The 25710-nt window shown below is 48.2% G+C and carries 25 protein-coding genes; all 25 read left to right on the top strand.

Annotated elements, in window-relative coordinates; translation table 11 throughout:
• The first annotated feature begins 10 nt into the window (after window positions 1-10).
• Complete coding sequence (locus P401_RS0108250; RefSeq protein WP_029342054.1) at window positions 11-439, top strand: chemotaxis protein CheW; 429 nt, start codon at window positions 11-13, stop codon at window positions 437-439.
• Window positions 432-1040, top strand: coding sequence for a chemotaxis protein CheC (locus tag P401_RS0108245; RefSeq protein ID WP_029342053.1), 609 nt, complete (start codon window positions 432-434; stop codon window positions 1038-1040). Before P401_RS0108250 ends, P401_RS0108245 begins: the two co-directional genes overlap by 8 nt.
• Window positions 1033-1515 (top strand): chemotaxis protein CheD, encoded by a 483-nt coding sequence (locus P401_RS0108240; protein ID WP_029342052.1) that lies wholly within the window; start codon window positions 1033-1035, stop codon window positions 1513-1515. Before P401_RS0108245 ends, P401_RS0108240 begins: the two co-directional genes overlap by 8 nt.
• 13 nt (window positions 1516-1528) lie before the next feature.
• Window positions 1529-2305: a FliA/WhiG family RNA polymerase sigma factor gene (locus P401_RS0108235; protein WP_029342051.1), complete on the top strand. Its 777-nt coding sequence runs from the start codon at window positions 1529-1531 to the stop codon at window positions 2303-2305.
• An 11-nt stretch (window positions 2306-2316) separates the two neighbouring features.
• The gene (locus P401_RS0108230) at window positions 2317-2745 is read left to right on the top strand and encodes a hypothetical protein (RefSeq protein ID WP_029342050.1); all 429 of its coding nucleotides are present in this window, start codon (window positions 2317-2319) and stop codon (window positions 2743-2745) included.
• Between the two features lie 129 nt (window positions 2746-2874).
• Window positions 2875-3609 (top strand): 30S ribosomal protein S2, encoded by a 735-nt coding sequence (gene rpsB, locus P401_RS0108225; protein WP_029342049.1) that lies wholly within the window; start codon window positions 2875-2877, stop codon window positions 3607-3609.
• A gap of 81 nt (window positions 3610-3690) precedes the next feature.
• Window positions 3691-4572 (top strand): translation elongation factor Ts, encoded by an 882-nt coding sequence (gene tsf, locus P401_RS0108220; protein ID WP_029342048.1) that lies wholly within the window; start codon window positions 3691-3693, stop codon window positions 4570-4572.
• Window positions 4573-4683: 111 nt separating this feature from the next.
• Window positions 4684-5403, top strand: coding sequence for a UMP kinase (gene pyrH, locus P401_RS0108215; RefSeq protein ID WP_029342047.1), 720 nt, complete (start codon window positions 4684-4686; stop codon window positions 5401-5403).
• A 1-nt stretch (window position 5404) separates the two neighbouring features.
• A complete protein-coding gene (frr, locus tag P401_RS0108210; RefSeq protein WP_023468691.1) occupies window positions 5405-5962 on the top strand; it encodes a ribosome recycling factor in 558 nt (185 codons plus the stop codon).
• A 79-nt stretch (window positions 5963-6041) separates the two neighbouring features.
• Window positions 6042-6782 (top strand): isoprenyl transferase, encoded by a 741-nt coding sequence (locus P401_RS0108205; protein WP_029342046.1) that lies wholly within the window; start codon window positions 6042-6044, stop codon window positions 6780-6782.
• Between the two features lie 19 nt (window positions 6783-6801).
• Window positions 6802-7602 (top strand): phosphatidate cytidylyltransferase, encoded by an 801-nt coding sequence (locus P401_RS0108200; RefSeq protein WP_029342045.1) that lies wholly within the window; start codon window positions 6802-6804, stop codon window positions 7600-7602.
• A 14-nt stretch (window positions 7603-7616) separates the two neighbouring features.
• On the top strand, window positions 7617-8771 hold the full coding sequence (locus P401_RS0108195; protein ID WP_029342044.1) for a 1-deoxy-D-xylulose-5-phosphate reductoisomerase: 1155 nt from the start codon (window positions 7617-7619) through the stop codon (window positions 8769-8771).
• Between the two features lie 14 nt (window positions 8772-8785).
• Window positions 8786-10027, top strand: coding sequence for an RIP metalloprotease RseP (rseP, locus tag P401_RS0108190; RefSeq protein ID WP_023468687.1), 1242 nt, complete (start codon window positions 8786-8788; stop codon window positions 10025-10027).
• Between the two features lie 34 nt (window positions 10028-10061).
• On the top strand, window positions 10062-11762 hold the full coding sequence (locus P401_RS0108185; RefSeq protein WP_029342043.1) for a proline--tRNA ligase: 1701 nt from the start codon (window positions 10062-10064) through the stop codon (window positions 11760-11762).
• A 147-nt stretch (window positions 11763-11909) separates the two neighbouring features.
• Window positions 11910-16181, top strand: a complete 4272-nt coding sequence (locus tag P401_RS0108180) for a PolC-type DNA polymerase III (protein WP_201770442.1) — start codon at window positions 11910-11912, stop codon at window positions 16179-16181.
• 129 nt (window positions 16182-16310) lie between these two features.
• The gene (rimP, locus tag P401_RS0108175) at window positions 16311-16778 is read left to right on the top strand and encodes a ribosome maturation factor RimP (RefSeq protein ID WP_023468684.1); all 468 of its coding nucleotides are present in this window, start codon (window positions 16311-16313) and stop codon (window positions 16776-16778) included.
• Between the two features lie 17 nt (window positions 16779-16795).
• Entirely contained in the window at window positions 16796-17905 is a 1110-nt protein-coding gene (gene nusA / locus P401_RS0108170) for a transcription termination factor NusA (protein WP_023468683.1), read from the top strand.
• A 3-nt stretch (window positions 17906-17908) separates the two neighbouring features.
• Entirely contained in the window at window positions 17909-18178 is a 270-nt protein-coding gene (gene rnpM / locus P401_RS0108165; protein ID WP_023468682.1) for an RNase P modulator RnpM, read from the top strand.
• On the top strand, window positions 18171-18473 hold the full coding sequence (locus P401_RS0108160) for a YlxQ family RNA-binding protein (protein ID WP_023468681.1): 303 nt from the start codon (window positions 18171-18173) through the stop codon (window positions 18471-18473). The genes rnpM and P401_RS0108160 overlap by 8 nt, the downstream gene beginning before the upstream one ends.
• Window positions 18474-18488: 15 nt before the next feature.
• The gene (gene infB, locus P401_RS0108155) at window positions 18489-20660 is read left to right on the top strand and encodes a translation initiation factor IF-2 (protein WP_029342041.1); all 2172 of its coding nucleotides are present in this window, start codon (window positions 18489-18491) and stop codon (window positions 20658-20660) included.
• A 39-nt stretch (window positions 20661-20699) separates the two neighbouring features.
• Window positions 20700-21041 (top strand): 30S ribosome-binding factor RbfA, encoded by a 342-nt coding sequence (rbfA, locus tag P401_RS0108150; protein ID WP_023468679.1) that lies wholly within the window; start codon window positions 20700-20702, stop codon window positions 21039-21041.
• Between the two features lie 51 nt (window positions 21042-21092).
• Window positions 21093-22001 carry a tRNA pseudouridine(55) synthase TruB gene (gene truB, locus P401_RS0108145; protein WP_029342040.1) on the top strand — a complete coding sequence of 303 codons (909 nt, stop codon included), beginning with the start codon at window positions 21093-21095 and terminating at the stop codon, window positions 21999-22001.
• A 16-nt stretch (window positions 22002-22017) separates the two neighbouring features.
• Window positions 22018-22947, top strand: a complete 930-nt coding sequence (locus P401_RS0108140; protein ID WP_029342039.1) for a bifunctional riboflavin kinase/FAD synthetase — start codon at window positions 22018-22020, stop codon at window positions 22945-22947.
• Between the two features lie 123 nt (window positions 22948-23070).
• Entirely contained in the window at window positions 23071-23340 is a 270-nt protein-coding gene (gene rpsO, locus P401_RS0108135) for a 30S ribosomal protein S15 (RefSeq protein ID WP_023468676.1), read from the top strand.
• A 137-nt stretch (window positions 23341-23477) separates the two neighbouring features.
• Entirely contained in the window at window positions 23478-25697 is a 2220-nt protein-coding gene (pnp, locus tag P401_RS0108130; RefSeq protein WP_029342038.1) for a polyribonucleotide nucleotidyltransferase, read from the top strand.
• Window positions 25698-25710 lie beyond the last annotated feature (13 nt).

The following is a 25710-nucleotide window of genomic DNA, read 5'->3' as shown; positions in this document are numbered from 1 at the left end:
GGGAACGAAGATGGAACAAAAATGGGTTGTTTTTCAATTAGAAGATAATGCATACGGTATTGATGTACAGTCTGTTCGTTCAATCGAACGGCTCATCCCGATCACACGGATTCCGAACGCTGCATCCTATGTCAAAGGAGTCATCAATTTGCGAGGTGTCGTCACCCCCGTGATTGACCTGCGTGCCCGTCTTGGATTCGAATTAATGGAAGAAACGGAAGAAACACGCATCATCATCGCCACTTTGGAGCATGGGGACGCTGGATTCATCGTCGACCGGGCAAACGAAGTCGTCGAATCAACGGATGTTCGGATTGAACCGCTCAGTGAACAAAAGCAGGAGGATGCCTCGTATTTGACTGCAGTCGCAAAAGGCGATCAGCAATTGTTTTCGTTGATTGAACCGAATCGCTTATTTGAGGACATCGTTCATGCTTAATCCGAACGAACGGGACATTTTACGGGAAGTCGGCAACATTGGAGCTGGTCACGCAGCGACAGCACTTTCGACCTTACTTGGACAACCGATTGAGATCGAAGTACCTTCCGCTGAACTTGAGGATTTCACGACGATCATCGAGCGAAGTGGAGGGGCGGAAACGTATACCGCTGGTGCATTGTTACGTTTTTCTGGCGATATTCAAGCAACGTTACTTTTTTTGATGCCACTTCGTGATGCAGAGAAGCTCGTGAGCCAATTGATGCAGACGGAATTCCACTTTTTTTCCGATTCCCACGAAATGGGGGTTTCTGCTTGGGAAGAAATTGGGAATATTTTAATAGGAGCATATGCTCGGGCTATCTCCGATTGGCTTGATTTATCGTTACATGTCAGTGTTCCTGCATCAGCGTTTGATATGGTTGGTGCGTTACTTGAAGTAGCCTTACTTGAATCAACGACCCCAGGCAATATGGCTGTCTATATCGACACGCATTTGTCTAGTGCAGGAAACGATTTGACTGGACATTTACTTTTGTTGCCTGAAGCTAACGCCTTTCAGACGGTCTTCGAACGATTGGGTGTGGACTTGAATGGATGAAATCGTACGGATTGGGATTGCGGAGTACGCCATCAGTAAACGCCCCGTCATTTTACGGACGGCGGGTCTTGGATCGTGTGTAGGCGTCGTCATCTATGACCAGGAACGAGGGTTATCGAGTATGGCGCATGTCATGTTGCCTGATTCAGCGATCAGTCGGAATCGGGAGCTTGAAGTCGGAAAGTTCGCGGATACTGCAATTCTAGAGGTAGCCCGCGAATTACGAGCAAGTGGAGCCATCCGATTACGTGCGAAGATTGCGGGTGGGGCTCAGATGTTTCAATTTAAGTATGAACATGAATCCATGCGGATTGGTGAGCGAAACATCGCTGCGGTCAAAGCAATGCTTCAACAAGTCAAAATTCCACTCGTTGCCGAAGATGTTGGCGGCACGAATGGACGAACGATCGAGTTCCACTCACAATCAGGGCGTCTCGTCATCCGGACGGTGAATGTCGGGACGCTGGAAATCTAGAGGAGGAATGGTCATGCGTGAGGAATTACAACAACTTTGGGATCGATGGCTGACCACACGCGATATTGCGGTGGCAGACCTGTTACTTCACAATTATGAACCACTTGTTCAATACCATGTTCAGCGTTTAAGTGCGACGTTGCCTAAAAGTGTCGATCGAGACGAGTTGAAAAGTTTAGGGATGATGGGATTGTACGATGCGCTTCAAAAATTCGATCAAAATCATAATAATAAATTCGACACGTATGCCGCCTTTCGGATTCGAGGAGCTATTTTAGATGGGCTTCGTAAAATCGATTGGTTACCACGTTCCTTACGGGAAAAAGCAAAACGGGTCGAGGCAGCCGTCGAGATCCTTGAACAATCTTTGCAACGGACGCCGACGTTAGACGAGGTCTCTTCCATCGTCGACATGACACCGGACGAGGTCAAGGGTGCTTTAGCAGAAAGCTATTTTGCGAATGATGTATTATCGATCGATGAAGCAGTCACGTTACAGGATGAGGGGAAGGCGATGACCGTTTCCTATTTAGATCCAGATACTGCTACACCGGAAGATATGTTATTAATGCGTGAGTTGATTGCTAAACTGGCAGAGGAAGTAGAGGGGTTATCCGAAAAAGAACAACTTGTCGTCTCGTTGTTCTATTATGAAGAATTGACGCTTACTGAAATTGGTGAAGTCCTCGGGCTCTCGACTTCCCGTATTTCACAAATCCATTCAAAAGCGCTTCGGAAGTTGAAGAATGCGCTCGGAAGTGCCTACTTAGCAGATCGTGTCGCCATGTGAAAGGAAGAATTATGACTGTCGTTTATATTTTATTAGCTGCTTTAGTTTGTTATGCGCTGCTGGTGTTATTTCGCCAGCAGGCAGCGCTTAAAGACCGGATTATCCGGTTGGAACGTGAAAAGAATGAGACGGAACAAGTGTTGCTTCATTTCATGGAGAACGTCAACGCTATGACGGAGACATCCGTAAATGAAGCGAACGAACAGGTTGATCAAGTACCGGACGTGTCTCCACAGATGGTGGAGGCGGCTACATACGAGAAATCGGAAGCCGTCGAAATCGAGCGATCCATTTCAAAAGAACCACCGTTAACAGATGTCAAGCAGGCGCTACGAGAAGGAGCGGATCTTGAGACGCTTGCGCGGTCTTTAAATCGCGGGACGGGCGAGGTTGCTTTGATTGCTAAACTTTCTCATCAAACGAAGGTTGCCCCTCGGTAATCTTTATGCTATATTAGTCTACGGTGTTAATTACGCACGCATGTATCGCCAGCTGCGGTGCCTTTAATAGGTTAGCTGGACAGACGATCATCGCGGAGGACATCCAAAACCCAAAAGGAGGAATTCATCATGGCAGTAATCTCGATGAAACAATTGTTAGAAGCTGGTGTACACTTCGGTCACCAAACACGCCGTTGGAACCCAAAAATGGCAAAATACATCTTCACAGAACGGAACGGAATCTACATCATCGACCTTCAAAAAACGGTCAAAAAAGTAGACGAAGCATACAACTTCATCCGTGAAGTAGCGTCTGAAGGCGGAAACGTTCTTTTCGTTGGTACGAAAAAACAAGCTCAAGACACTGTGAAAGAAGAAGCGATCCGTGCAGGTCAATACTTCATCAACGAACGTTGGTTGGGTGGAACCCTCACGAACTTCTCTACAATCAAAAAACGTATCAACCGTTTGAAACAACTCGAAAAAATGGAAGAGAACGGTACATTCGAAGTTCTTCCTAAAAAAGAAGTCATCATTCTTAAAAAAGAAATGACTCGTCTTGAGAAATTCCTCGGCGGTATCAAAGATATGCCAGGCGTTCCGGATGCACTCTTCATCGTTGACCCACGCAAAGAGCGTATCGCGATTGCAGAAGCACACAAACTCAACATCCCAATCGTTGCGATTGTTGATACTAACTGTGATCCAGACGAAATCGACTACGTCATCCCAGGGAACGACGATGCGATCCGTGCAGTCAAATTGCTCACTGGTAAAATGGCTGACGCAATCCTCGAAGTTAAACAAGGCGAAGATAACGTAGCACCTGAAACTACTGAAGAAGTAGTAGCAGACGCTGAGTAATTCGTGATGCCAGGTGATAAAGGGAATCGACCTTTTATCACCTTTTTTTGAAACTAAGGATGTTATAAGGAGGAATATCGAATGGCTATTACAGCAGCAATGGTTAAAGAACTTCGTGAAAAAACAGGTGCAGGTATGCTCGACTGCAAAAAAGCACTCGTTGAAACTGACGGTGACATGAACGCAGCAGTAGATTTCTTGCGTGAAAAAGGGATCGCTAAAGCAGCAGCAAAAGGCGATCGTATTGCAGCTGAAGGATTGACTGCAGTTGCAGTTGACGGCAACAAAGCGGCACTCGTCGAAATCAACTCAGAAACAGACTTCGTTGCGAAAAACGAACGTTTCCAAACACTCGTTCAAAACATCGCAGACGCTGTTCTCCGTAACGGTTCTGAGACAGCAGAAGCTGCTCTTGCTTCTGAATACGAAGCAGGTAAAACAATCGACACATACATCTCAGAAGAAGCTTCAACAATCGGAGAGAAAATCTCACTCCGTCGCGTAGCGCTCTTCACAAAAGCAGATGACGCAGCATTCGGTTCTTACCTCCACATGGGTGGACGCATCGGTTCAGTCGTCGTTATCGAAGGTACGACAGATGAAACAGTTGCAAAAGACGTTGCAATGCACATCGCAGCAGCACGTCCACTTTACGTTGACCGTACTTCTGTCACAGAAGAAGAAAAAGCACGTGAAGAAAAAGTCCTCACTGAGCAAGCATTGAACGAAGGAAAACCAGCTAACATCGTTGAAAAAATGATCGTTGGTCGTATGAACAAATTCTTCGAGGAAATCTGCCTCGTCGATCAAACGTTCGTTAAGGATCCAGACTTCAAAGTTGGTAAATATGTAGAATCTAAAGGCGGTAAAGTCGTGTCATTCGTACGCTTCGAAGTTGGGGAAGGTATGGAAAAACGCGAAGAGAACTTCGCTGAAGAAGTTATGAACCAACTTAAAAAATAAGAATCGGGATCATCCTGATGACAAGAGAAGGAACACGTATGCTTCAATCCACTTTCGTGTGGAAGTGGTTCGTGTTCCTTTTTTACGGAATTTAGCAAGGGGGACATAGTCATGCAACCGAAATATAACCGGATTGTGTTAAAATTGAGCGGAGAAGCGCTCGCAGGAGATCAAGGGTTTGGGATCAATCCTGTCATCGTCAAATCTATCTCGGAACAGATTCGCGAATTAGTTGAATTGAACGTTGAAGTAGCGGTCGTCGTCGGAGCTGGAAACATTTGGCGTGGCAAAACAGGTGCAGAACTTGGGATGGACCGGGCCAACGCCGATTATATGGGGATGTTAGCGACAGTCATGAACTCGCTTGCGCTTCAAGACAGCTTAGAAGATGTAGGTGTCGAAACTCGCGTTCAAACATCAATCGAGATGCGCCAAGTAGCAGAACCGTACATTCGCCGCCGTGCGATGCGTCATCTTGAAAAAGGACGCGTCGTCATCTTTGCAGCAGGTACAGGGAACCCGTACTTCTCGACAGATACGACAGCTGCTCTTCGTGCAGCTGAAATTGAAGCAGAGGTCATCTTAATGGCGAAAAACAACGTCGATGGTGTGTACTCAGCTGACCCGAATGTTGATCCAGAAGCGAAGAAATTCGAAACGCTCTCTTACTTGGATGTCTTAAAGGATGGACTTCAAGTCATGGATTCTACAGCAACATCACTTTGTATGGACAATGACATCCCGCTCATCGTCTTCTCGTTGATGGAAGAAGGTAACATCAAACGTGTCGTCATCGGTGACGAAATCGGGACAATCGTAAGGGGGAAATAATATGTCAAAAGAAATCTTAAAACAAGCCGAAGAACGGATGGAAAAAGCACATCTTTCACTTAAGAAAGAACTTGCGACACTCCGTGCAGGTCGTGCGAACGTTGCGATTTTAGATCCCGTTCAAGTCGAATACTACGGGTCACCGACACCGCTCAATCAAGTAGCGAACGTCAACACACCAGAAGCACGTCTGATCTTGATCACTCCATGGGATAAATCAATGGTCAGCGAGATTGAAAAAGCGATTCAACGTGCTGATCTTGGTCTTGCGCCATCATCTGATGGTACGGTCATCCGTCTTGCGATTCCACCACTAACGGAAGAGCGCCGGAAGGAACTCGTCAAACTCGTCAAGAAGTATACGGAAGAAGGTAAGGTTGCCCTCCGTAACATTCGTCGTGATACGAACGAGCAGTTAAAGAAACAAGAAAAAGATGGTGCATTGACAGAAGATGATTTGCGTGGATACACAGAAGATGTTCAGACGTTGACAGACAAGTTCGTTAAACAACTTGATCAGACAGCAACGGAAAAAGAACAAGAAATCATGGAAGTATGACGCGACGGATCGTCATGGGGGGGACTCTTTGTCACACGAAGAGTCCCTTTCTTCATAATTGAGAGAGGAGGAAGTGCGGATGTTTCAATGGTTGAATCAGACGAAAGAAACCGAAACCTATGATCGGGTGCCTGAACACGTCGCTATCATCATGGACGGAAACGGTAGATGGGCACAAAAACGCGGGCTTCCACGTATCATGGGACATCGCGAAGGCATGAAATCGATTCGTGAAGTTGTTCGGGTTGCAAATGAACTCGGCGTTAAGAGTCTGACATTATATGCCTTCTCGACGGAGAATTGGACGCGCCCGGAAGAAGAAGTGAGCTTTCTCATGAAGCTGCCGGCACAATTTTTAGAGTCGGATTTAAAAGAGTTAGACGCGCAAAATGTCAAAGTCGAGGTAGCAGGAGAAGTGTCACGCCTCCCTCATTTCACACGTGAGGCAGTGGAACAAGCGAAACTGGATACGCAACACAATACAGGACTTCGTCTGATTTTCGCTCTGAATTATGGAGGACGCGATGAACTCGTACAAGTCATGCAAAAACTGGGCGCACAGGTTCAGGCAGGAACATTGTCACCGGATGCGATTACACCGGAGACGATCGAGCGCGAGCTAATGACAGGATCCGTAACCGATGTCGATTTCGTGATTCGAACGAGTGGCGAACAACGGTTATCGAATTTCTTACTTTGGCAAGCGGCGTACGCAGAGTTTTACTTTACAGACGTCTTGTGGCCAGAGTTTCGTCGGGATGCTTTCTTGGCAGCAATTGAAGATTACAATCAACGGACACGCCGATTTGGCGGCGTCTGATTAAATGAGGAACTAGCTTATGAAAACTCGGATTATCACAGGGATATGGGCAGGCGCCATCTTTTTGGCGCTTTTGTACATCGGTGGACTTCCCTTTTTAGCGTTTATGGCAATACTAACGATTCTCGGTTATACCGAGCTCGTCCGGATGCGACAATGGAGCGGCTCGCGCATTCCACGGATTTTATTCGGGATCGGCACGTTATTACCATTCGTCGGTATCTATGAAGAGGCAGTCGATCGGACACTCCCAATCGGACTTTCACCAATCGCTTGGGCAATGATCATTTTATTGATCGGTCTCTTTTGGAACGTGTTTTCGAAAAATGTCTTTACGTTCGATGATGTCGCCTTTTTACTGCTGACTGCGGTTTATGTCGGTGTCGGTTTTGCATCGTTCGCCTACATCCGCTTACTCGAACACGGATTAACGTGGTCGCTGTTGATCATTCTCTTGATCTGGTTTACGGATTCAGGGGCGTACTTCGTCGGGAAACGATTTGGTAAGAATAAACTGTGGCCATCAATCAGTCCGAATAAGACGATTGAAGGGGCAGTCGGTGGCGTGTTACTTGCCATCTTACTCGGTGTCGTGTTTGAAAGTATCGAACCGACAGTCGGTTTTGGAAAAGTCATTGTCCTTGCCATCATCGTTGCCGTCGTTGGCCAACTTGGTGACTTGGTCCAGTCCGCTTACAAACGCCATTATGGTGTGAAGGATTCTGGAACGTTACTACCGGGTCATGGTGGTATTCTAGATCGGTTCGACAGCATGATGATCGTCTTTACGGTCCTCGTCGTACTCGATATCTTTGCTTGAGGAGGCGCTTCATTATGAAGAAAATCAGTATCATCGGTGGAACAGGATCGATTGGTACGCAGACGCTCGATGTCATTGCGGCTAATCCAGACCTTTTTGAATTGACGAGTTTTGCATTTGGACGCAACACGACGGTCGCCGTACCGTGGTTGAATCGTTTGCAACCGATGCTTGTCGGAGTCCAAGATGAGACAACACGTCAAGAACTCGAGCAACAGTTGACTTATCAGCCAACAATCGTCATCGGTGAAGAAGGATTGCTTGATATCGTGACGCATCCTGAAGTCGATACGGTCATTACAGCGGTCGTAGGAGCTGTTGGCTTACGTCCAACGCTTGCCGCGATTGAGGCAGGTAAGACGATTGGTCTTGCGAATAAGGAGACACTCGTCACGGCAGGGCACCTTGTCATGAAGCTCGCGCGTGAAAAAAACGTGACGATTTTACCCGTCGATAGTGAGCATGCGGCGATTTTCCAATGCTTGAACGGTGAGCGGCGAGAAGATGTGCGTCAAATCATCTTGACGGCGTCAGGCGGAAGCTTCCGTGATCAATCACGTGAAGAACTAGCAGACGTGACGGTCGAACAAGCACTCGCGCATCCGAACTGGTCGATGGGAGCAAAAATCACGATTGATTCCGCAACGATGATGAACAAAGGATTCGAAGTCATTGAAGCGCACTGGTTATTTGATGTCGACTATGCGGACATCGATGTCGTCATTCATCGTGAATCCATCATCCACTCGATGGTCGAATTCAACGATGGAGCTGTCATGGCTCAGCTTGGTATGCCTGACATGCGAGAACCGATTCAGTACGCTCTTACATATCCGTCCCGTCTTGAAATCCAAGGGGGAGAACGGTTAAACTTAAAGGAAATCGGACGCTTACACTTTGCTGATGCATCATTTGAGCGTTATCCGTTGTTACGACTTGCTTTTGAAGCGGGTCAAGCCGGCGGATCGATGCCATCAGTACTCAATGCTGCGAACGAACAAGCGGTGGACCGTTTCTTAAAAGGGGACATTCGCTTTTTAGAAATCGAAGCGAGCGTCGAGGCGGCGCTTCAAGCTCATGAGCTTATCGAGGAGCCTTCTTTGGATCAAATCCTTGAAGCTGATCGATGGGCGCGTGAGTTCGTATCGTCTCTTACATTCGCTAACTAAGGATGGGATAAGTAATGACGACCTTTATTTCAATCGTGCTGATGTTCGGTGTACTCGTCGCCGTCCATGAATGGGGTCATCTCGTAATGGCGAAGCGGGCAGGTATTCTCTGTCGGGAATTCGCGATTGGATTTGGACCGAAGATCTTTTCAGTGTTTAAGAATGAGACGTTGTATACGGTACGCCTGTTGCCGATTGGCGGTTACGTCAAGATGGCGGGTGAAGAACCTGAACTCGTAGAGATCAAATCAGGTCAAACCGTTGGATTACAGTTAAAGGACGGCGTCATCGAGACGATTTATTTCGATGCGGATCAGCCACAAGTCGATCAAGTCGTTACTGTCGAGCGGATTGACTTGTTGCGTCAACTCGAACTCGTTGGGTTACAAGACGAGACATCGGTTCGCTATCCTGTCTCACCGACAGCATTTCTTGTCGAAGGTCAGACACGGACACAAATTGCGCCATATGACCGCACATTTGGTTCGAAATCCGTATGGAAACGCGTCCTTGCGATTGCTGCAGGACCGTTCATGAACTTTGTCCTTGCGTTCGTCATTTTATTCGGTCTTGCCTTATATAATGGTTCTCCGACAGGGGAAAGCGTCATCGGAACAGTACAAAAAGGTTCACCTGCCGATCAAGCAGGACTTGTTGAAGGTGACCGGATTATCTCGGTCAACGGACAGGATACAGCAAAATGGACAGATTTACGTGCTGGATTCCAAGATCGTGCTGGGAAAGCGACAGAAGTAAAATATGAGCGTGATGGAAAAGAGACGACAACTGAGATCACGCCAAAAGTGCAACAGCAAGGGGAACAGAAGGTTGGCATCATCGGTGTCACGAATGAGACAGAAAAATCATTCGGAACAGCACTACAAACGGGCGTTTCAGAAACATGGCGGATGTCGACGCTTATCGTCGGAGCTGTTGGAGATCTCGTAACGGGTGTCGTTGGCGTCGATCAATTATCAGGACCAGTCGGGATCGTCAAAATGACCGATCAGGTCGCAGATAGTGGGTTCTCGATGCTATTGACATGGACAGCATTGTTGTCAGTCAACTTAGCAGTCTTCAACTTATTGCCACTTCCAGCACTTGACGGAGGACGATTGTTGTTCCTCTTCCTTGAAGCCTTACGCGGTAAACCAGTTGATCCTCAAAAAGAAGGATTGGTTCACTTCGTCGGTTTTGCGCTTTTGATGCTACTCATGCTCGTCGTCACTTGGAACGACATTCAAAAATTCTTTTAATTAATCACTCAGTCAAAGGAGTTCGTGACTCATTATGAAACAATCAAAACTATTCATGCCAACGTTGCGTGAAGTACCATCTGATGCAGAAGCCATCAGTCACCAACTCTTGCTTCGTGCAGGATTCATGCGTCAAAATGCCGCTGGGATCTATTCGTATCTACCACTCGCAAAACGAGTACTCGCAAACATCGAGACGATCATCCGTGAGGAATTAGAAGCGGCGGGTGCGCAAGAATTACTGATGCCAGCGATTCAACCAGCTGAACTATGGGAAGAAACTGGACGCTGGGATATCTATGGACCTGAATTAATGCGCTTGACGGATCGTCATGATCGCCGGTTCGCGCTCGGAGCGACGCACGAGGAACTGATCACTTCAATCGTTCGTGATGAATTGAACTCGTACAAAAAGTTACCGGTCAATCTCTTCCAGATTCAAATGAAGTACCGTGACGAACGTCGTCCACGTTTCGGTTTATTACGTGGTCGCGAGTTCATCATGAAGGACGCTTATTCGTTCCATTCTTCACAAGAGAGCTTAGACGAAGAGTATCAAAACATGTTTGATACGTATTCGCGGATTTTCACACGTGTTGGTCTTGAGTTCCGTCCAGTCGTCGCTGACTCAGGTGCGATTGGTGGTAGTGGAACACATGAGTTCCATGCGTTAGCAGCAATCGGTGAAGATACGATCGTCTACTCGGACCAATCGGATTATGCAGCGAACTTAGAGATGGCAGAGTCCATCGATGCCTATCCGAAGCAAGACAAAGCACCAGAAGCACTTGAAGAAGTGCATACGGCAGATGCGAAGACGATCGAAGCGGTCAGCGCACATCTGAATTTACCAGCAAACGAATCAATCAAGACCGTCATCTTCAAGACGGAGCAAGGACTTGTCATGGCACTTGTCCGTGGCGATCACGAAGTCAACGACATCAAGTTGAAAAACTATCTGGGTGCTCTCGACATCACGATGGCGAGCGACGAAGAGATTGAAGCAGCGCTTCACTCAACGCCTGGAACACTCGGACCGATCGGAGCAGACATGAAGATCGTCGCCGATTACGCGATCCGTGCCTTGACGAACGCTGTCTGTGGTGCGAACAAAGCGGAAACGCATTATATCCATGTCGACCCAAGCCGTGATTTCGAAGCCGACTATACGGATTTACGTTTCGTTGAAGAAGGTGACGCGTCACCAGACGGCAACGGCAACGTCAAATTCGCACGTGGTATCGAAGTCGGTCAAGTCTTCAAACTCGGCACACGTTACTCTGAAGGAATGGGAGCGACGTTCCTCGATGAAGGCGGTAAAGCACAACCACTCATCATGGGTTGTTACGGCATCGGTGTCTCGCGGACATTGTCGGCAGTCGTCGAACAACATTATGATGAGCGCGGGATCTTTTGGCCAAAAGCGATCGCACCATACGATGTCCATTTGATCGTCGTCAATGGTAAAAATGCGGAACAGCTTGAACTCGGAGAGACGCTATATCGTGAGTTGACAGCTGCAGGTTTTAGCGTCTTACTTGACGACCGGAAAGAACGAGCAGGCGTCAAGTTCGCCGATGCTGATTTGATCGGTCTACCGGTTCGTTTGAACGTCGGGAAAAAAGCGGCAGAAGGAATCGTCGAATTAAAAGCCCGTCGTGGTGGCGATGCAGAAGAAATTGGACAAGAACAAGTTGTTGAGGCTGTTCGTTCACTCTATGAAGGTTTAGAATAAAGTATGGAGACGGTCACTTTTCATAAAGTGACTGTTTTCTTGTCTCACACCCATTCGCCCCTTGGGCAATCCGCAAGAGGAGGAGGAGTTGCTGTCACGGTGTGAAGCGATCAGACAGCACAATTGCGAGTGGATACACAACAACGCATGTCACTGTTACTCAGTGACTTGGAATTACCGAACGGTATCATTGAAGAATACTTTAACGAAGCAGTCCTTGAGAAGCTTCGCGTTAATAAAGCAAAAGCAACCTGGACATTTGAGATCCGCTTGCCACATGTTTTACCCCAAAACGTTTATCAACTCTTTACGAGTCGCTTAGTCAGTCGGTATCAGCAATTCGCCGAAGTCAAAATCATCCTACATGCGGATAGTCGACCAGACGAACGCCTGTATCATGATTACTGGCCATACGTCGTGCAGGATCTCGCAGATGTCTCATCGGCGATGCGGACACAACTTGGACGGGTCTTACCGGAGTTCAAAGAACAGAAATTATTCATTCCGGTCCGGAGTGAACCGGAAGCAGGATTCTTAAAAAGTAGCTTATGTGGTGAGTTGCAGTTACTTTACAGTGCTTACGGATTTCCGAAATTCAACTGTGAACCGATTGTTCAAATCAACGAATCGAAACAAGAAGCGTTGCGCAATCAGGTGAAACAGGAAGACATGGAAGAAGCAAAACGGATGCTCGAGTTGCAATTCAAGCGGGAACAATCGCGGGATGACGATGAAGGACCGGTTGAGATCCGGATCGGGAAACCAATTCAAGATGAGATTGTCCCGATTAAGACGATCCAAGATGAGGAACGACGGATTGCGATCCGTGGTCTCGTCTTCTCGGCAGAGAGTCGTGAACTACGAAGTGGAAAGACGATCTTTACGTTCAAGATGACGGACTATACGGACTCCCTCGTCGTCAAGATGTTTGCGCGTGACGAAACAGACGTCAAGATCCTCTCAGCCATCAAAAAAGGGATGTGGATCCAGGCGGCAGGTCGCGTTGAGTTCGATACATTCCTACGCGATCTCTGTATGATGATTGCCCAACTGTCAGAAGTGAAGATGGAAGCACCGGCTGACCCTTGGGCAGGTGAGAAGCGTGTCGAGTTACATGCGCACTCGCAAATGAGTCAGATGGACGCTGTCATGAACGTGACGAAATACGTCGAACGCGCAGCAAAATGGGGTCATCCTGCTGTTGCGATCACGGATCACGCTGGCGCCCAAAGTTTCCCGGATGCCTACTATGCCGGAAAGAAAAACGATATCAAGGTACTATACGGAATCGAAGCGAATGTCGTCGATGACGGGGTGCAAGTCGCCTATCATCCGGTAGAACGTAACTTAGATGACGCGACATTCGTCGTCTTTGACGTCGAGACGACTGGTTTATCGGCGATGTACAACAAAATCATTGAACTCGCAGCCGTCAAGATCCACGACGGTGATATCATCGATAAGTTCGAAGCATTCGCGGATCCGAAACACCTGTTGTCGGCGACGACGATTGATTTGACAGGGATCACCGATGATATGGTCCGCGGAAAACCAGACCCGGAACAAGTCGTCAAGGAGTTCATGGACTGGGTCGGCGACTCGATTCTCGTTGCCCATAATGCTTCGTTTGATATCGGGTTCTTGAATGCGACACTCCGGTCTGGTGGACACGATGAATCGGTCTTGCCGGTCATTGATACGCTTGAGCTAGCCCGTGTCTTGATGCCGACGCTAAAAAATCACCGATTGAACACACTCGCGAAACGATTTGATATCGAATTGACGCAACATCACCGCGCCATCTATGACGCGGAAGCGACGGGATATTTGATGGTCAAGTTGCTTCAAATGGCAGATGAGATGTTCGACATGAAGACACACGCCTCACTCAACCGGGAGATGGGGAAAGATATCTCGCGGGCACGACCATACCACGCGACGGTCTATGCGAAGAACCGGACGGGCTTGAAGAATTTGTACCAATTGATTTCGATTGCTCATACGAAACACGTGCACCGTGTCGTCCGCACACCGCGCTCGCAACTCGTCGCGCACCGGGATGGTTTGATCATCGGATCAGCTTGCGATAATGGCGAAGTGTTTGATGCCGCTTTGAACAAGTCAGACGAAGATTTAGCGAAAGTGATGCAGTTCTATGATTTCATCGAGATTCAGCCACCCGCGATGTATGGTCATTTGATCGAGCGGGAAATCGTTCAGAATGAACTCGAACTGCGCGAACTGATCAAAAAAATCATCCGTGTCGCGGAAGAACATGATATCTTACCAGTTGCGACAGGGAACGTGCATTACCTCGATCAACATGACGCCACGTACCGGGAGATTTTGATCCGGACGCAAGGTGGAGCGAACATGCTGAACATGCGAAAACAACTGCCACCGGCACACTTCCGGACGACGAAGGAAATGATGGATGACTTCAAGTTCCTCGGGCCAGATGTATCGGAACGTCTCGTCATCACGAACAGTCAAGCCGTCGCGGAACAGTTCGAGAACATCGACATCATTCCAAAAGATCTCTATACACCAAAGATCGAAGGGGCGGATGAAGAAGTTCGGAACTTGTCGTACGATATGGCGCACCGGATTTACGGAGAGACGTTACCGGAAATCGTCGAAGCACGACTCGAAAAAGAGTTGAAGTCAATCATCGGTCACGGATTCGCCGTCATCTATTTGATTTCTCATAAACTCGTTAAAAAATCACTCGACGACGGCTATTTGGTCGGTTCACGGGGGTCGGTCGGATCAAGTCTCGTTGCGACGATGACCGAGATCACCGAAGTCAATCCCTTGCCGCCACACTATGTCTGTCCGAATTGTAAGGAATCGGAGTTCTTCGATGACGGTTCTGTCGGTTCGGGATTCGATTTACCGGATAAATCCTGTTCGAAATGTGATATCCCGTTATTTAAAGACGGTCATGATATTCCGTTTGAAACGTTCCTTGGATTTAAAGGGGATAAAGTACCGGATATCGATTTGAACTTCAGTGGAGAATATCAGCCGCAAGCACACGCCTATACGAAAGTCTTGTTCGGTGACGATTACGTCTACCGTGCCGGAACAATCGGAACGATTGCCGAGAAGACGGCGTATGGCTATGTCAAAGGGTATCAGTCGGAGAATGAGCTGACGTATCGGAATGCGGAAGTCGATCGTCTCGTCAGTGGTGTCACCGGCGTCAAACGAACGACTGGGCAACACCCAGGTGGGATCATCGTCGTACCGGACTATATGGATATTTATGATATTAGTCCGATTCAATATCCGGCAGATGATATGGGTTCTGAATGGAAGACGACACACTTTGACTTCCACTCGATTCACGATAACTTACTCAAACTCGATATCCTCGGTCACGATGACCCGACCATGATTCGGATGCTACAGGATTTATCAGGACGAGATCCGAAGACGATTCCGGTCGATGACCCGGAAGTCATGAAAATTTTCAGTTCGACGGAATCGATCGGCGTGACGCCGGAGCAAATCGATTCAAAAACGGGAACGCTCGGTATTCCCGAGTTTGGAACAAAGTTCGTCCGCCAAATGTTAGAAGAGACGAAACCGACGACGTTCTCGGAGTTCGTCCAGATTTCAGGACTCTCGCACGGAACGGATGTCTGGCTCGGAAACGCCAGCGAATTGATCTACAACGGAACATGTGAATTAAAAGACGTCATCGGTTGTCGAGATGACATCATGGTCTACTTGATCTATGCCGGTCTTGAACCGTCACTTGCTTTTAAAATCATGGAGTCGGTCCGAAAAGGGAAAGGACTCTCGATTGACATGGAAGAGGCGATGATCGAGAACGATGTGCCGCTCTGGTATATCGATTCTTGTAAGAAAATCAAGTACATGTTCCCGAAAGCCCATGCTGCTGCCTATGTCTTAATGGCTGTTCGGATCGCCTACTATAAAGTCCATCATCCAATGTATTACTACGCTTCGTACTTTACGGTACGTGCGGGTGACTTTGATATCGGTGCGATGAATAAAGGCTCTGCAGCCGTCCGGAAAGTCTTGCAAGACATCAAGGATAAAGGATTCGAGGCAACGGCGAAGGACAAGGGATTGTACACGGTTCTTGAAATCGCGCTTGAGATGATCGAACGGGGCTTTACGTTCCAAAAGGTCGATCTCTACCGCTCAAGTGCAACGGAATTCCTCATTGACGGGGATACGTTGTTACCACCGTTTAATGCCGTGACAGGTCTCGGGACGAATGCAGCGAAGCAGATCGTCGAAGCACGTAAAGGTGGCGAATTCCTCTCGAAGGAAGACCTCCAAAAACGTGCCAAGTTATCGAAAACGATCATCGAGACACTCGATAACCTAGGCTGTCTCGAAGGGTTACCGGACGAGAATCAGCTCTCCTTGTTCGACTTGTAAGCCCTTAGGAACACTTGCTTTGAGCGCTTTCCTATGCTATATTGAGTGAGGAAATGTTTTTTATACTACGACTTGGAAGGAGTAGGGGGACCTGCTCCTTTCTTGTTTGTTTTTTGAAGGAGGATGAAGATGACGAACGTAACGGAAAAGGTCGAAGCGCTCGCAAAACCAATCGTCGAACGAGAGGGGATGGAGCTAGTCGACGTTGAATTCGTCAAAGAAGGGGCGGATTGGTTCCTACGTGTCTCCATCGACAAAGAGGGTGGCGTGGATCTTGAAGACTGCGTCAAAATCAATGAACAGTTATCGGAAGCATTGAATGACAATGATCCGATCGACGAGCCGTATTACCTCGACGTCGCTAGTCCAGGAGCGGAACGTCCACTGAAGAAAGACGAGGACTTCGAAAAGGCGATTGGGAAACATGTGTATATCAAAACGCACGATCCAGTAAAGAATGCGGTTGAATTCGAAGGAACGTTGCTCGCGTACACACCTGAGATGCTTGAAATCGAAGTGCGTGTCAAAACAAGAAAATTGAAAATTGAGATACCGGTCGACAAGATTTCACTTGCGCGACTTGCGGTAATGTTCTGACGGAAAGGAAGAGAACGATGGGACCACAGTTACTCGAGGCGATCAATCAAATCGCGAAAGAGAAGGAAATTGACAAGAACATCATCATCGATGCGCTCGAACAGGCATTGATTTCAGCGTACCGACGCAACTTCGGAAAAGAATCGGAGGCTGTAAAGGTCGAATTCGACCAGCAGACAGGAGACATCCGTGTCTTCGCACTCAAGGAAGTCGTCGAACGATTGACACAACCAGAAGAGCAACTTTCGCTTGAAGAAGCGCACGAGATCGATCCGACATATGAACTCGGCGATTTCCATAAAGTCGAAGTGACGCCAGGCGACTTCGGTCGTGTTGCGGCACAAACGGCGAAGCAGATCGTCACACAAAAAATGCGTGAAGCAGAACGTGAACGCATCTACAATCACTTTGCGGATCGTGAAGATGAGATCATGACAGGTATCGTTGAGCGTCAAGATGCACGCAACTTGTACGTCAACCTAGAAGGTATCGAAGCTGTCTTGACGACACACGAGCAAATGCCGAACGAGCGTTTCGGGATTCGTGATCGCATCAAGGTGTACGTCACGAAGGTTGATCCGATGGTTAAAGGATCAGGGGCATCGATTCTCGTATCACGGACACATCCAGGTCTCTTAAAACGTCTCTTCGAAATCGAAGTACCAGAGATTTCAAGTGGCGAAGTCGAAGTTAAGTCTGTGGCGCGTGAAGCGGGCGACCGTTCGAAAATCGCAGTCGCAGCGGACGACATCGATCCAGTCGGTGCATGTGTCGGGCAAAAAGGGGCACGTGTTCAACGCATCGTCAATGATTTGAACGGGGAAAAAATCGATATCGTCCGTTACTCGGATGATCCGAAAGAATATGTTGCGAATGCACTCAGCCCAGCTCAAGTCGTTGCGGTCTACGTCAACGAACCGGCGAAAGCGACGATTGTCGTCGTTCCGGATTTCCAATTGTCACTTGCAATCGGGAAACGTGGTCAAAACGCGCGTCTCGCAGCGAAGTTGACAGGATGGAAAATCGACATTAAGAGCGAGTCTGAAGCGGAAGCGATGGATCTCGAAGATGTCTTCGCGACGGAAGAGCCGGCAGTAGAAGCGGTCCAAGTCGAAGGCGAGGAATAATTCGTGCAAAAAAAGGTACCATTACGCAAGTGTGTCATCACACAAGAAATGAAGCCGAAAAAAGAATTAATTCGTGTCGTCCGAACACCTGAACAAGAGGTCGTCATCGATTTAAATGGTAAGATGAATGGGCGAGGTGCCTATTTATCGAAAGATGCGGCAGTCATTGCGACGGCGAAGAAAAAACGGACGCTTGATCATCATTTGAAGGTCAAGACGACAGATGCCTTATACGATGAATTGCTTGAAATCGCGGGAGGTACAAATGAGTAAATGGGAATCCCTTCTCGGTCTCGCGAATCGAGCTAGAAAAGTGACGACGGGAGAAGAACTCGTACTGAAAGAAGTACGAGGAGGACAAGCGAAGCTTGTTCTCTTAGCAGCAGATGCGGGGGCTGCCACGCGTAAGAAAGTCACAGATAAATGTACGAGTTATCAGGTTCCTTACCTAGAAGTCGCCGACCGGACGATTCTCGGTCAAGCATTAGGAAAGGATGCGCGTGTTGTCGTGTCAGTCAATGAAGCCGGATTTGCGAAAAAGCTAACTGAACTCCTCTCGAACGACTAATTGGAGGTGGATCCTTTGGGTAAACGTGTATACGAATTCGCCAAGGAACAAAACGTAACAAGTAAGCAGGTCATCACCCAGCTCGAAAAGCTGGAGAAACCAGTCAAGAATCATATGGCAGTATTAGATGAACAGACAGTACAGCAACTCGATCAAGTATTTAATCCCGAAAAATATCGGGCTCAAAAGACGGAGGCTCCAAAACAAGTGAAATCAGATAATAAACCGAACCGACCAGGAAGTACAAACAAACCAGCAGGTAACCAATCACGTAACAGCAAAGGCGGACGCCCAGAATTCGGCAACCGTAACAACCGTGGCGGCAAACGTCGTCCGAACCAAAAGAAAGCAGAACCGCGTAAACTCGAAGTAGCGGATCCGAACTCGAAGTCGAGTCAACGGAAAGCAGCTCGCCGGGCGCAAGAAGAGGCGATGGCAAACGTCGTTCAATACTCTGATAACTTGACAGTCGGTGAACTCGCTGAAAAAATGGCGAAAAAACCAAATGAATTGATCATGAAATTGATGGGTCTCGGTGTCATGGCGACAATCAACCAAGATCTTGATGACGAGACAGTCGAACTGCTCGCGACAGAGTTTGGTTTTGAAGTCGAAAAGACAGTCCAAGTCGATGAGACGGACTTTGATCAATATGAATTGAACCTTGACAAGTACGAATTGTCTGAGCGTCCACCGGTCGTTACGATCATGGGACACGTCGACCACGGTAAAACGACATTGCTCGACTCGATCCGTAACACGAAGGTCACTGCAGGCGAAGCCGGCGGGATCACGCAGCACATCGGTGCTTACCAAGTTGAGATCGACGGCAAGAAGATCACGTTCCTCGATACACCAGGTCACGCGGCGTTCACGACGATGCGTGCATGTGGAGCAGATGTCACGGATATCGCGATCATCGTCGTTGCAGCCGATGACGGTGTCATGCCGCAGACGGAAGAAGCGATCAGCCACGCGAAAGCAGCTGGCGTTCCAATCATCGTTGCGGTCAACAAGATGGATAAAGAGGGTGCGAACCCTGACCGTGTCAAACAAGAATTGACAGAGTTCGAACTCGTTGCAGAAGACTGGGGCGGCGATACGATCTTCGTACCGGTTTCAGCTCTTAAAGGAGACGGCATCGACGAATTGCTCGAGATGATCCTTCTCGTTTCAGAAGTTCAAGAATACAAATCAACACCAGACATGAACGGTCGCGGAACAGTCATCGAGGCGAAACTCGATAAAGGACGCGGTCCAGTCGCTACACTTCTCGTTCAACACGGAACACTTCGTGTTGGTGACCCGATCGTCGTCGGTCACACGTTCGGTCGTATCCGGGCAATGGTCAACGATATCGGTCGTCGTGTCAAAGAAGTCGGACCATCGACGCCAATCGAAATCACAGGTTTAAACGATGTTCCGAAAGCGGGCGATCAATTCTTCGCATTCGAAGATGAGAAAAAAGCACGTCAAATCGGTGAAGCACGTTACCAACGTGAAATCGAAGCACAACGTCGCGATTCAGCGAAAGTTAGCTTAGAAGATCTCTTCGACCGCATCAAAGAAGGCGAAGTTAAGGACCTCAACATCATCATCAAAGGTGACGTTCAAGGTTCAGTTGAAGCCTTAGCCGGTTCATTGAAGAAAATTGATGTCGAAGGTGTTAAAATTAACATCGTACACTCAGGTGTTGGTGCGATCACAGAAGGTGACGTTATCCTCGCCTCAGCAGCAAATGCGATCATCATCGGATTCAACGTTCGTCCGGATGGTAACGCGAAATCAATGGCAGATCAGGAGAAAGTCGAAATTCGTCTTCACCGGATCATCTACAATGCGATTGAAGAAATCGAGCAAGCGATGAAAGGTCTCCTTGATCCTGAGTTCGTCGAGAAAATCATCGGTCAAGCTGAAGTCCGCGATGTCATCAAAGTATCGAAAGTCGGTACGATCGCAGGTGGATATGTCACGGAAGGTAAGTTAACGCGTGATGCAGGTGTCCGTGTCGTTCGTGATAGTATCGTCATCTACGAAGGAAAACTCGATACACTTCGCCGCTTCAAAGATGATGTCAAAGAAGTCGCTGCTGGTTACGAGTGTGGTATTAAGATCGAACGTTATGATGATGTGAAAGTTGATGATGTCATCGAAGCGTTCATTATGGAAGAAGTCAAACGGAAGTAACAGAACGGAATCCATTCTTCCGAACTGGAGGGAACAAACATGAGTTTACGCTCGAATCGTGTCGCCGAACAGGTGCGTAAGGAAATTACGCAACTGCTCATCAAAGATGTCAAGGATCCACGCGTCAAGCCGATTACCGTCACAGGTGTCGAAGTGACAGGAGACTTGCAACAAGCGACGATCTTCTATTCGGTCCTCGGTGACGAAAAAGCACGTGAGGATGCGCGCATCGGTCTTGAAAAATCAAAAGGCTTCATGCGTAAGGAAATCGGATCGCGGATTCGTCTACGGAAAACACCTGAACTGTTGTTCGAGGTCGATTCTTCTGTCGAATACGGATCACGCATTGATGAGTTGCTTCGGAATTTGAACAAAGATTAACACCTAAGGCAACCACGCGTGTGGTTGCCTTTTTTTCAAGGAGGACATCACGTGGAACCCATCGGAGTATTACCACTAGATAAACCAGCCGGAATGACCAGTCATGACTGTGTCTTTCGTCTACGTCGCTTGTTTCAGACGAAAAAAGTCGGACATACAGGGACACTTGACCCGGAAGTAACAGGTGTCTTACCGATCTGTCTCGGTCGAGCGACGAAGCTTGCCCGGTTCATCACGGATGAAGGAAAACGTTACGCGGCGGAAGTGACGATCGGCTTCGCAACGACGACGGAAGATGCACACGGGGAGACGGTTCGTGAAACACCGGTCGAGCCCGGAAGTATTACTGAAGAGGTAATCGCTGATATTCTGAGCGCATTGACAGGGGAGATCGAGCAGACGCCACCGTATTATTCAGCAGTCAAAGTGAACGGGAGGAAACTATACGAATATGCACGAAAAGGCATTGAAGTCGAGCGACCGACACGGATCGTCCGTATCGATCGATTGGAACGGACATCGGACCTTGTGTTCGAAGATGGTCTTTGTCGCTTCCGCCTCGATATCGCCTGTGGAAAAGGGACGTATATCCGGACGCTAGCAGTCGAAATCGGAGAACGCCTCGGTTATGCCGCACACATGAGCGACTTACGTCGGACAGGTTCTGGTGCGATTGCTGAGACGGACACCGTCACACTCGAGACGCTCGAATCATACGAGACAGTCGAAGAACGGATGCAACACGTCCTACCGATCGAACACGTCATCCAAAAATGGCCACGATTGACGGTCGATGCAGCAACAGCGCAGCGTGTCTTGAACGGAGCAAAGCTGACAAGCATTCCAGTCGAATTCGAGCTGTTTACTGTCTATAATGAAGAGGACGTACCTTTAGCACTATATCGACGTCTTCCAGAAGAACAGGTAGCACGCGTCGAGGTCATGCTACAAATCGATTAAGATCGGAGAGAGCATCATGGACATCATACATTTGACATATCCGGAACAGCCTCAAAAAGCCCCTGCTGTCATCGCACTTGGCTTTTTTGACGGTGTACATCTCGGACATCAGCAAGTCATCGCAGCAGCACGGAAAGAAGCGGAGGCTCGTCGCCTGCCTTTGGCTGTCATGACCTTTGATCCACATCCGAAACAAGTACTTGGTAAAGGGGATGAACCGGTCCGCTACATCACGCCGCTTGAACGTAAATTAGAGAAAATCGAACGCCTTGGTGTCGATCGTGTTTATGTAATTGAGTTCACGATTCCTTTCTCGGAATTGTCACCGCAAGCTTTCGTCGATGAATATCTGATTGCGTCTGGAGCAGAGCATGTCGTCGCTGGATTTGATTATTCCTACGGTCGCTTCGGAGCTGGCAAAATGACGACGCTTGATTTTCATAGTCGGGGCACGTTCACACACACCGTTGTAGCAGAGTTCCAAGAAGAAGCAGAAAAAATCAGCTCAACCCGGATTCGTCGTTTACTTGCTGCAGGAGAAGTCGAACCGGCTGCACGTTTGCTTGGTGAACCCTACCAAATCAAAGGTACAATCATTCATGGTGACGCACGCGGTCGACAAATTGGCTTCCCGACAGCCAACATGCGCCCAGAATTCGCCTACGTCATACCGAAACTTGGTGTGTATGCGACATTCGTTCGCTTAGCGGACGGTCGTCGATTCAAAGCGATGACGAACGTCGGCAGACGCCCGACGTTTTATGAGACGGGAGACGTCAGTATTGAGACACATCTTCTTGACTTTGATGAGGATCTTTATGGTCAAGAATTGACGCTTGAATGGATCGCTTACTTACGCGATGAAAAAGCCTTCAATGGTATCGATCAATTGAAAGAACAATTGGCACGGGACCGTGAAGAGGCAAATACACGATTAAGCGTTTGACAGTACGGACAGGGTTCGTTATGATAGGTCAGTACGATCACGTACAGCCGATTCACTTGGCATCTGGTCTCACCATCCGATGCTCGGGAATACGGTCATTTATAAGATGGAGGTGGAGTGACAATGGCACTCACAAAAGAACGTAAAAACGAAATCATCGAAGCATATGCTACGAAACAAGGCGATACTGGTTCGCCGGAAGTACAAGTTGCTGTTTTAACTGAACAGATCACAACTTTGAACGATCACTTACGTACACACAAAAAGGATCACCACTCACGTCGTGGTCTCTTGAAAATGGTCGGTCGTCGCCGTAACTTGCTCACATACCTTCGTAACAAGGATGTTGCACGTTACCGTTCGTTGATCGAGCGTCTTGGTCTCCGTCGCTAATCCCGACGAGAACGAGGTAGGGAAGCAGGAGCATCGTCTCCTGTTTCTTTTTTTGCCGATTCATGGACTTTTTGCGCAAGAACCTACATAATTAGATTTGAATGAAAAAACGGATAGCAGTGAGAGGAGATTTGTGCATGTCACAAACAAAACAGACGTTTTCGACCGAACTCGGTGGACGTCCATTAACGATTGAAATCGGTCAATTAGCAAAACAAGCGAACGGAGCAGCATTGATTCGTTACGGCGATACAGCCGTTCTTGCTACGGTCGTTGCATCAAAACAACCGAAGGACTTAGATTTCTTCCCATTAACAGTGAACTATGAAGAAAAATTATATGCGGCAGGGAAAATCCCAGGTGGATTCCTCAAACGTGAAGGACGCCCTGGAGAGAGCGCGATCTTGACTTCGCGTCTGATCGACCGTCCGATCCGTCCACTATTCCCGGACGGTTTCCGTCACGACGTTCAAGTCGCGACGACGGTTCTTTCGTCAGATGCTGACAATTCACCAGAAGTCGCTGCGATGATCGGAGCTTCGATTGCGCTTTCGATCTCGGATATTCCCTTCGACGGTCCAATCGCAGGCGTGACAATCGGTCGCGTCGACGGAGAGTTCGTCGTGAACCCGACTTCAGCGCAAATGGAAGTTAGCGACATCGACCTTCAAGTTGCCGGAACGAAACATGCCGTCAACATGGTTGAAGCAGGTGCGAAGGAAGTATCGGAACAAGCAATGCTTGAAGCGATCTTGCTCGGACACGATGTCATCAAGGAAATGATCGCGTTCCAAGAAGAAATCGTCGCACAAGTCGGTAAAGAGAAGTTCGACTACACGGTATCAAGCTTCGATGAGACAATCGTCAATCGCCTGAAAACAGAAGCATTGGCAGAAGTCACACAAGCAGTTCAAGTCGAAGAAAAACAAGCACGTGACGTTGCCATCAACGAAGTCATCGCAAAATACATCGAGTTGTATGCAGCTGACGAGTCAGTCACAGCAGAGCAACTGGCAGAAGTATCAGGCGTTCTCAACAAGTTCGTCAAAGACGAAGTCCGTCGTCTCATCACGGAAGACAAAGTCCGTCCAGATGGTCGTGGTCTTGCTGAGATCCGTCCACTCGATTCAGAAGTCGGTCTCTTACCACGTGCACACGGTTCAGGTTTGTTCACTCGCGGTCAGACGCAAGTCTTGTCTGTTGCGACACTCGGTGTTGCGGGTGACGCTCAAATCATCGATGGTCTTGGTCTGAAGGAAGAGAAACGTTTCATGCACCACTATAACTTCCCGCCATTCTCAGTCGGAGAAGCACGTCCGATGCGTGCACCAGGTCGTCGTGAAATCGGTCACGGGGCACTTGGAGAACGCGCACTCTTGCCAGTTCTTCCGAATGAAGTCGATTTCCCGTACACGATTCGTCTCGTGTCGGAAGTCCTTGAGTCGAACGGTTCTTCATCACAGGCTTCAATCTGTGGTTCGATCCTTGCCATGATGGATGCTGGTGTTCCACTCAAAGCACCTGTCGCTGGTATTGCGATGGGCTTGATCATGGAAGGCGACAATTACTCGATCTTGACAGATATCCAAGGGATGGAAGATCATCTCGGAGATATGGACTTCAAAGTCGCTGGAACTCACGAAGGTGTCACAGCTCTGCAAATGGATATGAAAATTGGCGGGATCACGCGTCAAATCCTCGAAGAAGCACTCGAACAAGCACGTCTTGGTCGTCTGCACATTCTTGAGCATATGCAAACGGTCATCGCTGAACCACGTGTCGAATTGTCACAATACGCGCCAAAAATCGTCACACTCAAAATCAATCCAGATAAAATCCGTGATGTTATCGGACCTGGTGGTAAAGTCATCAACGGTATCATCGATGAGACAGGCGTCAAGATCGATATCGATCAAGACGGAACCGTCTTCATCGCATCGACGGATCAAGCTGGCATCGATCGTGCCCGTCAATTGGTCGAAGATATCGTCCGTGAAGTCGTCGTCGGAGAAGAGTTCGATGGAACAGTTCGTCGTGTTGAGAAATTCGGTGCATTCGTCGAATTGTTCAAAGGAAAAGACGCACTCGTCCACATTTCGGAACTCGCACTTAACCGTGTTGGTCAAACGGAAGATGTCGTCAAACTTGGAGATAAGCTAAAAGTCCGTGTCACAGAAATCGATGACAAGGGACGCGTCAACGCTTCGCACAAAGTCCTGCTCGTCGAAGGCTTAAGCGAAGAAGATCGTGCAGCGTATGAAGAAAAGAAAAAGACAGAGCGTGAGAACCGCCCGCCACGCCGGGATCAGGGTTCACGCCCACCACGTGACGGACAACGTCCACCACGTCGTAACTAATGAATCCAAGGTG

The organism is Exiguobacterium acetylicum DSM 20416, from assembly GCF_000702605.1.
Classification (GTDB): domain Bacteria; phylum Bacillota; class Bacilli; order Exiguobacteriales; family Exiguobacteriaceae; genus Exiguobacterium_A; species Exiguobacterium_A acetylicum.
The sequence above is the reverse complement of the archived record's forward strand: the minus strand, read 5'-3'. Positions and strand labels throughout refer to the sequence as shown.

Bases quoted from the DNA above. Each gene is read 5' to 3' on its own strand.
- P401_RS0108205 (WP_029342046.1), top strand. From the start codon at position 6,042: ATGTTTCAATGGTTGAATCAGACGAAAGAAACCGAAACCTATGATCGG.
- tsf (WP_029342048.1), top strand. From the start codon at position 3,691: ATGGCTATTACAGCAGCAATGGTTAAAGAACTTCGTGAAAAAACAGGT.
- P401_RS0108235 (WP_029342051.1), top strand. From the start codon at position 1,529: ATGCGTGAGGAATTACAACAACTTTGGGATCGATGGCTGACCACACGC.
- rseP (WP_023468687.1), top strand. From the start codon at position 8,786: ATGACGACCTTTATTTCAATCGTGCTGATGTTCGGTGTACTCGTCGCC.
- P401_RS0108180 (WP_201770442.1), top strand. From the start codon at position 11,910: ATGTCACTGTTACTCAGTGACTTGGAATTACCGAACGGTATCATTGAA.
- rbfA (WP_023468679.1), top strand. From the start codon at position 20,700: ATGAGTTTACGCTCGAATCGTGTCGCCGAACAGGTGCGTAAGGAAATT.
- P401_RS0108195 (WP_029342044.1), top strand. From the start codon at position 7,617: ATGAAGAAAATCAGTATCATCGGTGGAACAGGATCGATTGGTACGCAG.
- P401_RS0108185 (WP_029342043.1), top strand. From the start codon at position 10,062: ATGAAACAATCAAAACTATTCATGCCAACGTTGCGTGAAGTACCATCT.
- P401_RS0108240 (WP_029342052.1), top strand. From the start codon at position 1,033: ATGGATGAAATCGTACGGATTGGGATTGCGGAGTACGCCATCAGTAAA.
- rpsB (WP_029342049.1), top strand. From the start codon at position 2,875: ATGGCAGTAATCTCGATGAAACAATTGTTAGAAGCTGGTGTACACTTC.
- frr (WP_023468691.1), top strand. From the start codon at position 5,405: ATGTCAAAAGAAATCTTAAAACAAGCCGAAGAACGGATGGAAAAAGCA.
- P401_RS0108160 (WP_023468681.1), top strand. From the start codon at position 18,171: ATGAGTAAATGGGAATCCCTTCTCGGTCTCGCGAATCGAGCTAGAAAA.
- nusA (WP_023468683.1), top strand. From the start codon at position 16,796: ATGGGACCACAGTTACTCGAGGCGATCAATCAAATCGCGAAAGAGAAG.
- P401_RS0108230 (WP_029342050.1), top strand. From the start codon at position 2,317: ATGACTGTCGTTTATATTTTATTAGCTGCTTTAGTTTGTTATGCGCTG.
- pnp (WP_029342038.1), top strand. From the start codon at position 23,478: ATGTCACAAACAAAACAGACGTTTTCGACCGAACTCGGTGGACGTCCA.
- P401_RS0108250 (WP_029342054.1), top strand. From the start codon at position 11: ATGGAACAAAAATGGGTTGTTTTTCAATTAGAAGATAATGCATACGGT.
- rimP (WP_023468684.1), top strand. From the start codon at position 16,311: ATGACGAACGTAACGGAAAAGGTCGAAGCGCTCGCAAAACCAATCGTC.
- P401_RS0108200 (WP_029342045.1), top strand. From the start codon at position 6,802: ATGAAAACTCGGATTATCACAGGGATATGGGCAGGCGCCATCTTTTTG.
- pyrH (WP_029342047.1), top strand. From the start codon at position 4,684: ATGCAACCGAAATATAACCGGATTGTGTTAAAATTGAGCGGAGAAGCG.
- P401_RS0108245 (WP_029342053.1), top strand. From the start codon at position 432: ATGCTTAATCCGAACGAACGGGACATTTTACGGGAAGTCGGCAACATT.
- rpsO (WP_023468676.1), top strand. From the start codon at position 23,071: ATGGCACTCACAAAAGAACGTAAAAACGAAATCATCGAAGCATATGCT.
- P401_RS0108140 (WP_029342039.1), top strand. From the start codon at position 22,018: ATGGACATCATACATTTGACATATCCGGAACAGCCTCAAAAAGCCCCT.